Origin of the sequence: Shewanella sp. SP2S2-6, from assembly GCF_031931965.1 — a bacterium.
GTDB lineage: Bacteria > Pseudomonadota > Gammaproteobacteria > Enterobacterales > Shewanellaceae > Shewanella > Shewanella baltica.
Genome location: NZ_JAUOEQ010000007.1, coordinates 115,259 through 128,575, shown reverse-complemented (window position 1 = coordinate 128,575; position 13,317 = coordinate 115,259). Strand labels below are relative to the sequence as shown.

10 protein-coding genes and 1 pseudogene are annotated in these 13,317 nt (G+C 48.5%); 5 read left to right on the top strand and 6 right to left on the bottom strand.

Annotated features, from left to right (window positions below; all coding sequences use genetic code 11):
- Positions 1 to 108 precede the first annotated feature (108 nt).
- Positions 109 to 597 (bottom strand): annotated as a pseudogene (locus Q4Q57_RS07855) (Fic family protein); the annotation flags it as partial.
- Between the two features lie 121 nt (positions 598 to 718).
- Here Q4Q57_RS07855 and Q4Q57_RS07850 point away from each other — a divergent pair.
- A complete protein-coding gene (locus Q4Q57_RS07850; protein WP_311890480.1) occupies positions 719 to 2,041 on the top strand; it encodes a DUF4143 domain-containing protein in 1,323 nt (440 codons plus the stop codon).
- 91 nt (positions 2,042 to 2,132) lie between these two features.
- On the opposite strand, the gene Q4Q57_RS07845 is transcribed toward Q4Q57_RS07850, so the two are convergent.
- Positions 2,133 to 3,248, bottom strand: a complete 1,116-nt coding sequence (locus Q4Q57_RS07845) for a Fic family protein (protein WP_311890479.1) — start codon at positions 3,246 to 3,248, stop codon at positions 2,133 to 2,135.
- Between the two features lie 364 nt (positions 3,249 to 3,612).
- On the opposite strand from Q4Q57_RS07845, the gene Q4Q57_RS07840 reads away from it, so the two are divergent.
- A complete protein-coding gene (locus Q4Q57_RS07840; protein ID WP_311890478.1) occupies positions 3,613 to 4,548 on the top strand; it encodes a sulfotransferase in 936 nt (311 codons plus the stop codon).
- Between the two features lie 9 nt (positions 4,549 to 4,557).
- Here the strand turns inward: Q4Q57_RS07840 and Q4Q57_RS07835 are convergent, their stop codons facing one another.
- From Q4Q57_RS07835 to Q4Q57_RS07820, 4 genes are all read right to left on the bottom strand, one after another.
- Entirely contained in the window at positions 4,558 to 5,976 is a 1,419-nt protein-coding gene (locus Q4Q57_RS07835; RefSeq protein WP_311890477.1) for an MFS transporter, read from the bottom strand.
- A 182-nt stretch (positions 5,977 to 6,158) separates the two neighbouring features.
- Entirely contained in the window at positions 6,159 to 7,223 is a 1,065-nt protein-coding gene (locus tag Q4Q57_RS07830; RefSeq protein ID WP_311890476.1) for an aminoglycoside phosphotransferase family protein, read from the bottom strand.
- On the bottom strand, positions 7,216 to 8,088 hold the full coding sequence (locus Q4Q57_RS07825) for an NTP transferase domain-containing protein (protein WP_259590846.1): 873 nt from the start codon (positions 8,086 to 8,088) through the stop codon (positions 7,216 to 7,218). The genes Q4Q57_RS07830 and Q4Q57_RS07825 overlap by 8 nt, the downstream gene beginning before the upstream one ends.
- A gap of 204 nt (positions 8,089 to 8,292) precedes the next feature.
- Complete coding sequence (locus tag Q4Q57_RS07820) at positions 8,293 to 9,939, bottom strand: hypothetical protein (protein ID WP_311890475.1); 1,647 nt, start codon at positions 9,937 to 9,939, stop codon at positions 8,293 to 8,295.
- Between the two features lie 252 nt (positions 9,940 to 10,191).
- Between Q4Q57_RS07820 and gmk the strand changes: the two genes are divergently transcribed.
- The 3 genes from gmk to spoT are packed head-to-tail and all read left to right on the top strand — an operon-like array spanning position 10,192 to position 13,303.
- Positions 10,192 to 10,815, top strand: coding sequence for a guanylate kinase (gmk, locus tag Q4Q57_RS07815; RefSeq protein WP_106648352.1), 624 nt, complete (start codon positions 10,192 to 10,194; stop codon positions 10,813 to 10,815).
- Positions 10,816 to 10,873: 58 nt separating this feature from the next.
- Complete coding sequence (gene rpoZ / locus Q4Q57_RS07810; RefSeq protein WP_006079841.1) at positions 10,874 to 11,152, top strand: DNA-directed RNA polymerase subunit omega; 279 nt, start codon at positions 10,874 to 10,876, stop codon at positions 11,150 to 11,152.
- A 45-nt stretch (positions 11,153 to 11,197) separates the two neighbouring features.
- Complete coding sequence (spoT, locus tag Q4Q57_RS07805; RefSeq protein ID WP_006079840.1) at positions 11,198 to 13,303, top strand: bifunctional GTP diphosphokinase/guanosine-3',5'-bis pyrophosphate 3'-pyrophosphohydrolase; 2,106 nt, start codon at positions 11,198 to 11,200, stop codon at positions 13,301 to 13,303.
- Positions 13,304 to 13,317: the final 14 nt, after the last annotated feature.

Below are 13,317 nucleotides of genomic sequence, written 5' to 3'. Positions count from 1 at the left end.
CTGCTTGGCTTTAAACTAATCGATTAATTACGACATAGGCCGTCATTACACACGGGAAAGATGTTCGGCAAGTGATCATTGAGCACCACCACAAAGGTAAACTTGCCTCTATTTCCCACTCGGCAATAAGTACCTCGTACTTCGGCCGCCGGCGTCGGCTTTCACTAAAAAGCCTTGCTCGACCATTTGCGCAAGATGACGGGTGGCGGTGGCGCGGCTCACCTTCGCGACTTTTTGGTACTGGCTACTATTAATCCCTAGTTCAAAATCGCCATCTAACATCCGATTGAGCACTTTGGCTTGCTCTTGACTCAATAAGGATTGATCGACATTTTGCCAATACTGCGTTTTTAGCAGAGTCTTGTTCACATCAGCCATCGCATTGAGTAAACAATCATTGAGGGTTTCAAAAAACCATACTAACCAAGGAGTAATATCGACATCGCCCCTTTGGGTGGACTCTAAAATGTCATAGTAGGCTTGGCGACGGGCAAGAATACTGACCGACATAGCGTAAAAACGAATCGAGCGTTTCTCCGCTTGCGCCAGAGCTAAATCAGTCAATAGGCGAGTGATGCGCCCATTACCATCATCAAGCGAATTCTATGCGCACTTTAATGCGCATAAAAATGATAAAACACCCACTTTTATGCGCGTAAATGTGTAAAATAGGTTATAGTATAGGCCGATTAACAATCTTAATAGGCAGGAAAAGACAATGCAGCGCATCTTACTCAACGCCTTAATTGCGTGGAAAAACCAACCTATGCGTAAGCCATTATTGATCGATGGCGCGAGGCAAACGGGTAAAACGTATCTGCTGCAAGAGTTGTTTGGTAATACGTTTACCAACGTCCTTCGTATCGACTTCCTTGAAAACCCAGCTTACAAACAAGCGTTCGATGGCTCATTGTCTCCTGACGAGCTGTTAATGAACATTGAGCTGTTGACCAACCAAACGTTCAACCCAGAAACCGATCTGCTGATCTTAGATGAAATTGGCGAATGTGAACGTGCCGTTACCTCACTAAAGTATTTTGCTGAAAAAGCACCTTCCTATTTTGTCGCGGCCAGCGGCTCAAACATTGGTTTGCTCAACACCTTTCCCGTTGGCAAGGTAGAGCAATACAATTTACGACCACTGACCTTCCAAGAATTTATTTACGCATCAAACGAACAAACGCTAATCAAAGCCTTTGAAGCCCAGGCAAGCACGGCGGCAGTACACACTAAATTGATGGAGAAACTGACGGACTACTTTTTTACAGGAGGTATGCCGGAAGCGGTTTCTGCTTGGTATCAGTTTAAAGAATCAAGCATTTTAGAGCGTGTTGAAAAAGTCTCTAAAATTCATGCCGATTTAGTTGAAGGTTATCGCCGCGATTTTGGTAAATACGCGGGCAAGGTCGATGCCACACTAATTGAATCGGTGTTCAATAGCATTCCAGCGCAGCTATCACTTGTGAGCGATGAGTCCGTTAAACGCTTTAAATTTAAACATGTGCATGAGCGTAAATCTCGTTATAGCGATTTTGAAACCGCAATCCATTGGCTTAACTGCTGCCGCTTAGCCTTGCCAAACTATCCTATTGAAGGGTTGCCGAAATCGCCTCTGGCGGCCTATAAAAAAGAAAATATGGTCAAGCTGTTTCTGTTTGATGTAGGCCTGCTCAATCATATGCTGGGTAGTAGTTATAAAGAGATCAAGCAACAAAACTATGAATACAAAGGGTATGTGGCAGAAAACTTTGTGCAGCAAGAACTCACCGCCATTGGCATTGACCCAAGTTATTCATGGAATGACGCCCGCGCCGAAATCGAATTTATTTTGGCAACGGATGAAGGGGATATCATCCCTGTCGAAGTAAAAAGTGGCAAACGCACAAGAGCTAAATCGCTACAGTCATATATAGAGAAATGCAATCCACATAAAACGATCAAGTTGACAGGAACTCAAGGCTCGTCGGCCCTTGAGCAAAAACATCTCGTTTTTCCGCTGTATTACACTGAGCATGTCGTTAAGAAATACTTATTAAGCTAAATGATCCGTCGCCAAGCAACTCAAACAGCTAGCTTCAACAACTTGAGGTTGCTTAGCCATTTATTTAGCGAATTAAGCTCATTGAAACAACCTACTTCCCACTCGGCAATAAGTATCTGGTACTTCGGCCGCCGGCGTCGGCTTTAACTAAAAACCGCTGTTCAACCATTTGAGCAAGATGACGGGTGGCGGTGGCGCGACTCACCTTCGCGACTTTTTGGTACTGGCTACTATTAATCCCTAGTTCAAAATCGCCATCTAACATCCGATTGAGCACTTTGGCTTGCTCCTGACTCAATAAAGATTGGTCGACACTTTGCCAATACTGAGTTTTTAGCAGAGTCTTGTTCACATCAGCCATCGCATTGAGTAAGCAGTCATTGAGGGTTTCAAAAAACCAGACTAACCAAGGAGTAATATCGACATCGCCCTTTTGAGTGGACTCTAAAATGTCATAGTAGGCTTGGCGACGGGCAAGAATACTGACCGACATAGCGTAAAAACGAATTGAGCGTTTTTCCGCTTGCGCCAGAGCTAAATCAGTCAATAAACGCGTGATGCGCCCATTACCATCATCAAGCGGATGCAGAGTCACAAACCAAAGATGCGTTATCGCCGCGCGGATAAGCGGATCTAAAACCTGCGCTTGCCGTGATGCATTAAACCATCCGATAAACTGCGAGAGTTCAGCGTCCAAAGTCGCTCGAGAGGGGGCCTCAAAATGCACCGTTGGTTTATCAATGCGGCCTGAGACAACTTGCATAGGCGTATCGCCACGCAGCGTTCCACCAATAACGGGGTTAAACAGCGTATAACCCTGGGGAAATAACTGCTGATGCCAGCCTAATATCCGTTCGAGGGTTAATTCAGTCTCTAAATTTTTTAAGGCATCGAGCATAATGTCAGCTAAACCATCGGTTTGCGCTGTGGTCGGATACGGTTTTTCCTCAGTCACGCCGAGTTTTTTAGCTAAGGATGAGCGCACTGAAGCAGCATTGAGCTTTTCACCTTCGATGGCACTGGAATGGATAATGTTAGCGAGTAAGGTGTCGAGTGCAGCGTCTGACGTTAACAGGCTGTCGTCGTGACTTAGCATTTGCTTGCCAAGCAGCTGGCCCTGATTGAAATAGACCTGACGCAGCAAGGCATCAATGCTGCTGGTGTTCCAATGAAACTTAGGCCAATCAGCTTGCTGCCAAATCCACATATCTACCCCATGAGTCGAATAACAAGCCTATTCTACTCACATAATGAGGCGAATAACAAACCTATTCGCCTCACATTATGAGTCGAATAGCACGGATAATCGCCTCATCAATACCAACATGGCTATGCATGGAAATGAGCCTTGTTGGTAATCCAGGAGCTCAGTTTCTAAGCCTTGCGGTCAGCCATTTTATCGTACAGCTGTCATACAATACGGTGGTGCGTGACTTTTATGTATAACCACCGACAAAGCCTTCGCGCTGAGATATACTGCCGCCGCTGATTTGACATGCCAATGTGAAACGCCGATATGAAAACTCATTGCTTACACTACACCGCTTGCACACACATTCTGAGCCCAATCTATGCCTGATAATGCCAACAATTCAACAGCTTCTGCTCACGCACAATGTTCTGCTAATGCACAACATATTGGCAATGCAGATCATGCCGCAAATACGCAGCACACTGGTCATTCACAGATTGCCACGCCAGATGAGATGCATCCCGAACAATCCAGTACGCTCAATAGTGAACAGGCAAGAGAGGAAAAGTTGAAGGTTTTTATCATAGGCCTACCGCGTACGGGTACGACGAGTGTGAGTGTGGCGTTATTGGAGCAAGGGCTTAAAGTGGCGCACATGGCCTTTACTAAACAGGCGTTTATGTTGGCCGATGCGATTTCTGATGTGCCCTGTTTTAGTGATTATCGGCAGCTTGATGGTCTATTTCCGCAGGCCAAATTTGTCTACCTCGAGCGTGATATGGTGAAGTGGGTGCCTTCAATGCAGATGCTGCTAGGTAAAATGCTGCCGCATTTAGAAGCCAAATCGGGGCGATTTCACCCGATTATGAAACGCAGCTTTCGGCACACGTTTGCTATCGATAAAGTGGCGGATCCCGCAGACAAGGCACATCTTATTGATTGTTATCAAAGGCATAAAAACGAAGTGTTCGCTTACTTTCAAGGCCGCGAAGATTTTATCTCGCTCGATATAAGCCATGCGGGGAGCTTGAGTCGCTTATTGCAATTCTTAGGGTTAACCACGGATTGCCCAACCTTAGGCCAAGTGACGGATAGGGCGCTCTCGGACTCTCAAATAAAAAGTGCACCAAACCAGCTATTACAGGAAGGAAAGGGTCAACCACAAAGCGTCAACACCAGCGAGCATGGACTGGATTTTCCTAAATTAAACGCTGGCACACACGTTGCGGCTTGGCATGAATATAAACATCCCAATAAGGTGAACAGTAATAGCGCTGGCCCGCAAAGCCGTAAGTTTTTCGACTATACGCTTTAGCTGTACGCCCTATTGCTTGCGGCGTTTTACCACAGTGAGCCAATCGAGGCTCACGCCCGAAATCGCATTAAAGCCGCGGATACGGAAAATAAGTTGCAGTAACTGCGGCCTTGGACGCACTTTAGGTTCGACCGAGCGCGGAATAAACCAGAGTGTCACTAAGGCTCGCAGTACGGTCGAGACTAAGAACACCACGAAGATAGGGCTAGATAACACGCTATCCCAACCCGACCAGACTAAAAAGTCCGCCGCATGGGAGGCAATAGTGCCGCCCAATATCGCGCCAACAAATACACAGGCCGCACTCAAGGCTGCTTGCAAAGCGGCGTAGGTCGCAAAGTCACTGCGAAAGGGGCGGATATCATAAAGGTAATTTGCCGTGCTTAAGGTGAAGCCGCTCCACGCCAAGCCAGAGAAAGCTTGGATAGCTAAGATATACAGATAGTTATCCGAGAATAGCCACATCAGCGGCAAGCTTGGGATCATACAACTGGTGATGATCATCACTAAACGATTGCCGAATTGATCGCTAAAGCGACCCCAAAATCGCAAGGTGACAAATTGAGTCGCTATCGAAGCCACGCTGGCGAACACAAATTCGAGATAAGTAAACTTCAAGCCTTCCAACATATAAACGGCAAAAAATGGTGCAGAGATCGCCACCATGCCCTGCATACTGGCGACAAATAAACTGTACTGACGAAAAGTTTTATCCTTCCACGCCTCACGAAAATGACCAATCGTCTGCAAAAATATGCCGCGCTGTTTGGGTTCGCGCGGATCGGGATCGTGCATCTGCAGCAGTAGCCAAGCCGACACAAACCGCCCCATCGCCGCGATTGAAAACAACAGACTAAAGCCCAGCCACGCCATCTGCATCGAGTCGGTTAAGGTGAGTATGCCGCCGCCAATAAAGAACACACTCAAAGATGCCCCCATAGTGAGCCGAGTGCGCGCGGCGAAGAAAGTGCCTCGGCGCCGTTCGGGAACAATAGAACCCATCCACGCCCGCCAATGGGGTTGAATTAGATTGATAAAGCCATGGTAACCAACGGCTAAAGCGATAAAGATCCACACCGCATGTTCAGGGCCGAAAGCGGCTAACGCGCCCATCGCCAGCACAACACAGGCCTGAAAGGCGGCGCAAAAGACGATAAAAGTTCGGCGGGAAAAATGGCTGGCGAGCCAGACAGATAAAAGCTGGGAGATAGCGCCAAAAAGCTGAGGTAAACCTGTGACAAAGCCCATCTGCGCCAGGCTGGCACCGAGAAAAATAGCGTAGGCATTAAAGAAGTTATCGCTGGTCGCCGTCATCATAGACGAGGCAACCGCCTCCTGCTGCGAGCGACGCAGGGTACATCTTAACCAAGAGTTACGTTCGCTGCGCCGTGAACAAGTGACTAACGGCTGCGCCACAGGTGAATCCATACCAAGCACAAATCCATATAATATTAAGGGATATTGCTCGATTATGTCGGATGAAATGCCATCTGCCTAGGGCTTATAACAATCGTATTAAAGCAAAACGCCCAAAGCAAAGCCTTGGGCGTTTTGTTTATCAGTGCATTGGAACTAGAAACTGGCGCAATCACCAAGATCCATATCCTGACTTAGAAATAGGCTTTAAGTACCGTCTCTTGGTCAAGCAAACTTTGGTACAAGGTAAACTGATTGGCGGCGCGGTCCAGATTATGGCCTTCGCGGTGGATGTGGAAATACACATCACCGTTAAGGTAATCCGTTAAAAAACGCACGCCTATCATCAAACAAATCACCCGCGCGCCAAGCCATAGACTGCGTTTTTCGTCTTCCGTTAAGACATCACCCAACTCGCTCAAGTAGCCACGGCAAATCGCGGCGAAGATATCTTGGCGCACTTGGACTTTATCCAAGGCCGTTGAGTCTTCTTCCTCTGGCGAGCAGAAGGTGCGGACCATATCGCCAAAGTCATACATCAGATGACCTTTCATGCAGGTATCTAAATCGATAATCGCCATACTGGACATGTCGCGTTTATCGAAAAGCATATTATTGATTTTAGTGTCGTTATGGCAAATTCGCAGCGGTAGCTTTGGCGATATTTCCGCAAGTTCATCCAGCAAAGCCTGCTGAGATAACGCGTAATCAACCCAATGACGGCAGAGATCTAAACGGTGTTGGCTATCGAGCTCGGCGGCCTGTTGCAACAAGGCCATGCGTCCCGGTAAATGGTGAAACTGGGGGATCACATCTTCGAGCTGAGTTGCATCAAAGTCACTCAAGGCTGAAGCAAAGTGACCAAAGGCCTTAGCCGCCATCTCTGCTTCTTGTTCCGACTTAACCACTTCAATACTGAGACTATGGGGCAAGTAACTGATCGCGCGCCAAAATCCTTGTTCGCCTAAATCGATAGCCAATTCACCCTCTTGGGTTAAACAAGGGCTAACGACTTTCAGGCCGTATTGTTGCTGCAACGATTTAGCGCATAAATGATGGCTAATTTTATCGGCATTGCTAACCAAAGCGTTGGGCGTTTTAAATACCTCAGTATTAATTCGCTGCAATACTAATTCGCCCGCAGGCCAGCGCACCAAAAGGGTGTCATTGATGTGGCCATTACCGAGGGCAGAAATTTTTGCCTCGGCGGCTTCAATACCAAAATGAGGCAACACTGACTGCCTGATGAGTTTAATCACTCAATAACTCCGTTAATTTTTGTTTTACCCAGACAGTGTCCTGCGGATAAGTCACGCCGAGCCAAGGCTCACAGGCAACATCGACATAGACAGGCAAACCTTGCTCAATGCCCGCTTGTACTATGGCGGGCAAGTAACATTCAGACTTAGGTTGTTGACCCTGTTGCCCGATAAATTCGGTTAATTCACGTTTAATAACATCAAATATGCTTGGGGAGAAGCCCCAGCATGTCATAGAGACCAAGGACTCGGGCGGCAAACTCGCATGTCCCTGTGGGCCATCACCCACCAATTGACCAGCTTGATCGGCGATATTGAGCCATTCGGCAACCGATTTAAGCTGACCATTTTCAACCTGACACAGACCCCGGTTAACACCGCCGTGCTCCGACAATGTGAGTTCTATGGGATAAGCCACCATCATCCACTCTGTCGGTCTCATGCTTAAGCCTTTGGCTAACGAGACAAAAGCGCTATCACCATAAAAATCATCGGCATTGATAACGGCCATTGGCCCTTTAACGAGATGGCGTGCACTCCACAGTGCATGGGCCGTGCCCCAAGGTTTAAGCCTGTGACTGAGATCAGCCAGCTGCGCCGCTTCGGGTAAATCCGTTAGGGCTTGATAGCAAAAATGATAGGCGAAATCGGCGGGCAAAAACCGTGTCAGTATCTCAGTTAATTCAGTTTCTAACTCTGGGCGGATCACCAGCACAGCACGCTGAAAGCCACTGCGAATGGCCGACATGATCGATAACACCAACATGGGTTCGCCAGCGGGACCGAGCGCTGCCAATTGCTTATCGCCGCCGAAACGACTACCTAGCCCTGCAGCCATAATGACTAAGGTCAATTCTGTATTCATGCTGGATTGATATATTCAGTTCAAATTTAAAGATGTTTCCCCAAACCGCCGCGCCCAATACCAAGGCATAACGCATTTAAAACGCGGTTTGAGAAAAAGAGGAGCAAAAGTGTAATCTACCCCTCTAATTGTGACTAGCATTTAAGCAGAAATTTTATCGACTTAAGTTGCTGACCTAAGCTGCGACCTAACTTGCAGTCTAAATCAACGCGCGATGTAATCACCAAAAGTGCGATTCTGTTCCAATATCGCTTGGCTGCCCTTAAGGCTGAACTTATAACCACACAAGCTGATACTGCCACGGCGCGCAAGGTCCACTATGATGGCTTGAGTGTCGAGTGGCGTGAATCGCGCCTCGGTTGCTGAGTCGGCTTTCAAGTCCACAGTCACAGGGCGATAGTCAGTGCCATTGTTAAAGGACAACAGGCTACAGGTTTTATCGCCCTTTGCCGTCGCTAAAGACCACAGATTTTGCGCTTTACCTTTCTCACCGAGCCAACGCATGATCAAGATGTCATCCTCCAGCGCCACAGAAAAGCCGTCAGGTAACGCGAGCGTTACCCGCTCACCCGCATAGGGCGCAATCGCGTTAACCGTCACAACATCTGCGCCGTAGCCCGTTTCAGCGTCGCCACTTGGCCAAAGACCCCAAACCAAGGCGAGCAAGACCACAACACCACAACCTATCCCCGCAGGACGCCAATAACGGCGTTCCAGTTTAGGCAGCTTAATCTTAGGTAATACGAAGAACCGCTTCAGCGGCGCCAAAAACTCGAACAAACCGCGAAACAGCTCGGTCATCGAGCCAGAATCTTTCGCTTCGGCGCGGCGTTGACGCACTTCTTCGGCATGATCTCGATCGTTAAAGCTATCTAGTTCGTCATCTTCTTCGGCGGCAAAACGCCAACCCGGTTCTGTACTGCGTTCGGCAGGATCTAATTGGGCCGCGTTAAAGTCGACATGTTTTAAATCTACATTGGCGACATCAACGTCGACTAAATCAATATTGGTCTGTTCAATACGGCTAGCATTAGCTGGGCGAAAATCCGCATGACTGTCGGGCACCACAAAATCGGCAGGATTTTGCGTCATCCGAGTAAGGGCATCAAAACGCAGTTCATCTTGGCGCTGAGCTTCAAGTTCGGCATCCGCCGCGCTCATAGTCGAGGCGATAATAGGTTCTGCAACTGTTGATTCAGCGACTATTGGTTCAGGGGCAATGGGTTCAACATGGGCAGATAAATCCACCTCAGGCTCAGAGGCCGTTGCGGCACTGATGGCCTGTGTATGCGACTGCTCAACATGCGGCTCATGTCGCTCAACTTGAGGCTGCGCTTGAACATGGGCGGTCGATTTGGCTGCCTGTCTTGCGGCAACATCTTGAGTTTCTATCTCTTTAGCAGCCGCCTTTGGAACGATCGTCGGCTCCACACGGCGCCTAGGCATAGCTTGTGATGTGGGCGCATCCAGCTCAGGGCCGAAATAACCGTAGCGATAATCGACTATGGTTGGCGCAGGAAAACGCCAGCCCCAAAACGTCAGTCCAGCAGCTAACACTAAACTCAAGCCGATCAAGGCAATATGCACATCGGCCGTTAACAGCCCGATGAAAATAAATAAGGGTAATAGGAATACGCCAATCAAGCCTTTTGACTTATCGGCATCGGCCAAACGACGCAAACTGGCGAGCCCTAATAAAGGTAAGCCCAACAATGCCAGTAAATACATCAGGAAATTAGCCCCAAAAGCAGCGGCGGCAAGTGCAATACAGACGTAAACGCCAACACTGATTGCGACAAAGCGGGGACGAGAATCACGCCCGTGAAGGCAGAAAAGAGATTTTAACAGCACGACCCTTCCTTTATTGTTGTAAAAACGAGATACAAAAAGACACTCATTGCCTTATTCGCACGAGCGTAACCAATTTACCCGCAATTGTCAGTGCCTACGACCCTAGTCGGATAAAAATGCGCATAATATCGAAGTAAATCTAAAATAGGCTTAAATTGCTGGCCTACAAGCCCTAGTATTTCTATGGTCAAAATCGGTATAATGCTCGGCTTTCTGGGCCCTTCTTGCGTTAACCAATTGGATATTTAGCTCATGACCGCACGCGGAAATTTATTTATTGTGTCGGCGCCAAGTGGCGCAGGTAAATCCTCGCTGATCTCGGCCTTGCTTAAAGACAAGCCCGCCGACATGCAGGTTTCGGTATCACACACCACCCGCGCGCCACGCCCAGGTGAAGTCGATGGTCAACACTATCACTTCGTTAATGTTGAGCAATTCAAAGCCTTAATTGCTGAAAATGCCTTTTTTGAATGGGCAGAAGTGTTCGGCAATTACTACGGTACCTCGCGCCATGTGATTGAACATACGCTCACCCAAGGTATCGATGTTTTCCTCGATATCGACTGGCAAGGTGCCGAGCAAGTGAAAGCCGTGATGCCCGATGCCGTTGGTGTGTTTATTCTGCCACCCTCGAAAGCCGAGCTAGAACGCCGCCTCACCGGCCGTGGACAAGACAGTAGCGATGTGATCGCCAGCCGTATGGCACAAGCCGTATCGGAAATGTCCCACTATAAAGAATATGATTTTATTATCGTCAACGACGATTTTGACACTGCCTTAGCCGATTTGCGTGCCATCATTCGCAGTCAGCGCTTAACAGGTGCTAGTCAGATCCACGCGCAAAATGATATGCTTCACGATCTGTTGGCAGGATAGCTGTCATAGTGTACAATTTTGCGTCATTTTTTCCCTAGATAAACTGGAGTTTCAACACATGGCTCGCGTAACTGTAGAAGACGCCGTAGAACAAATCGGCAACCGTTTTGATATGATCTTGGTTGCGGCGCGTCGTGCTCGCCAAATCGCCGTGCAGGGTAAAGACCCTATGGTTGAAGAGATGAACGACAAACCAACGGTTATCGCCCTGCGTGAAATCGAACTAGGTTTAGTTAACGCTCACACCTTAGATGCCGATGAGCGTCAAACGGTACGTGAACGTGAAGCCGCTGAAATTGCAGCGGTTTCAGCTATTGCTGAAGGCCGTTCATTATAAGAGTTGTTGAGTAAACACCTGTTTAGGTAAAAGGAGAGCTGCCACTTGTATCTGTTTGAAGGTCTAAAGGAGTCTGCTTCCGGTTACTTAGAACCCGAACAGGTAGAATTGCTCAAGCAGGCGTACCAGATTGCGCGTGATGCCCACGAAGGGCAAATGCGCACGAGTGGCGAACCTTATATTACTCATCCGGTTGCGGTTGCCCGCATCCTTGCTGACATGCGTCTTGATCATGAGACGCTGATGGCAGCACTGCTCCACGACACTATCGAAGATACTCATGTCACCAAAGACGATTTAGCCGAACTATTCGGTGTCGCGGTGGCCGAGCTCGTCGAAGGCGTGTCAAAACTCGATAAGCTTAAATTTCGCGACAAGAAAGAAGCTCAGGCTGAAAACTTCCGTAAAATGATGATGGCGATGACGCAGGATATCCGCGTTATCCTCATCAAGCTTGCCGATAGAACCCACAATATGCGTACCTTAGGCGCCCTGCGTCCCGACAAACGTCGCCGTATCGCCCGCGAAACCTTAGAAATCTACGCACCCATCGCTAACCGTCTCGGTATCCATAACATCAAGACAGAGTTAGAAGACTTAGGTTTCCAAGCGTATTACCCCATGCGATATCGGGTGCTTAAAGAAGTCGTTAAAGCCGCACGTGGCAATCGCAAAGAATTGATCCAAGGCATTGAAGCCGCTGTTTATACGCGCTTAAACGATGCGGGTATTCCAGGAAAAGTTAAAGGCCGCGAGAAAAATCTCTACTCCATCTATAACAAGATGCAGAGTAAAGAGCTGCAATTCCAAGAAGTGATGGATATCTACGCCTTTAGGGTGATAGTCGATTCCATCGACACTTGTTATCGCGTACTCGGCGCCATGCACGGACTGTACAAACCTCGTCCCGGCCGTTTCAAAGATTATATCGCTATCCCTAAAGCCAACGGTTATCAGTCACTCCATACCTCTTTGTTTGGTCCACACGGCGTGCCCGTTGAGATCCAAATTCGTACCGAAGATATGGATCAGATGGCTGACAAAGGGGTCGCTGCACACTGGGCCTACAAAGGCGGTGCGCAAACAGGCCAAGGCACGACGACTCAAGTGCGTGCCCGTAAGTGGATGCAAAGCTTGTTGGAATTACAACAAAGCGCCAGCACCTCATTCGAATTCGTTGAAAACGTGAAGACTGAACTCTTCCCAGAAGAGATTTATGTGTTCACCCCTGAAGGTCGCATTCTGGAATTACCCGTGAATGCCACCGCGGTAGACTTTGCCTACGAAGTGCATACAGATGTGGGGAATACCTGCGTCGGTGCCCGCGTTAACCGCCAAGCGTATCCGCTCAGCCAGCCGTTAATTTCAGGCCAAACTGTTGAAATCATTACCGCCAAAGGCGCCCGTCCGAATGCCGCTTGGCTGAACTTTGTGGTAACAGGTAAGGCCCGCGCCAAAATCCGCCAAGTGCTAAAAAGCCTTAAGGGTGATGACGCGATTGCGCTCGGTCGCCGCCTGCTCAACCATGCGCTCGGCAAGACTAAACTCGACAGTATTCCGCCTGAGCAGATTGAAAAAGTCATTCGCGATACTAAACACACCACGCTCGATTCACTGCTCGCCGACATCGGCCTTGGCAATGCCATGAGCATCGTTATCGCCCAGCGTTTGATTGGCGATAATCTTGAGAATCAAGAAAGCCGCGACGGCCACATGATGCCAATTCGTGGCGCTGAAGGCATGCTCGTAACCTTCGCGAACTGTTGCCGCCCAATTCCTGGTGATGCCGTGATAGCCCACGTGAGCCAAGGTAAGGGCTTAGTGGTGCACATGGAAAACTGCGCTAACATTCGTGGTTATCAAGGCGAGCCTGACAAATATATTCCTGTGCAATGGGATAATGTCGAAGGCGTTGATTACCAAGCCAACCTGCGGGTCGAAATCGTTAACCACCAAGGCGCACTGGCGAAGATCACTTCGATCATTGCCGCCGAAGGTTCGAACATTCACAACCTCAGCACTGAAGAACGAGATGGCCGCGTGTATTTGATCAACCTGCGGATTTCGGTGAAAGACAGGATCCATTTAGCCAATGTGATGCGCCGAATTAGGGTACTGCCCGAAGTGCTGCGTACGTCCCGTAATCGTTAATTAACTCAACATTA

Coding starts and splice junctions, on each gene's coding strand:
- Q4Q57_RS07850 (WP_311890480.1), top strand. CDS start 719: ATGCAGCGCATCTTACTCAACGCCTTAATTGCGTGGAAAAACCAACCT.
- Q4Q57_RS07845 (WP_311890479.1), bottom strand. CDS start 3,248: ATGTGGATTTGGCAGCAAGCTGATTGGCCTAAGTTTCATTGGAACACC.
- Q4Q57_RS07840 (WP_311890478.1), top strand. CDS start 3,613: ATGCCTGATAATGCCAACAATTCAACAGCTTCTGCTCACGCACAATGT.
- Q4Q57_RS07835 (WP_311890477.1), bottom strand. CDS start 5,976: ATGGATTCACCTGTGGCGCAGCCGTTAGTCACTTGTTCACGGCGCAGC.
- Q4Q57_RS07825 (WP_259590846.1), bottom strand. CDS start 8,088: ATGAATACAGAATTGACCTTAGTCATTATGGCTGCAGGGCTAGGTAGT.
- gmk (WP_106648352.1), top strand. CDS start 10,192: ATGACCGCACGCGGAAATTTATTTATTGTGTCGGCGCCAAGTGGCGCA.
- rpoZ (WP_006079841.1), top strand. CDS start 10,874: ATGGCTCGCGTAACTGTAGAAGACGCCGTAGAACAAATCGGCAACCGT.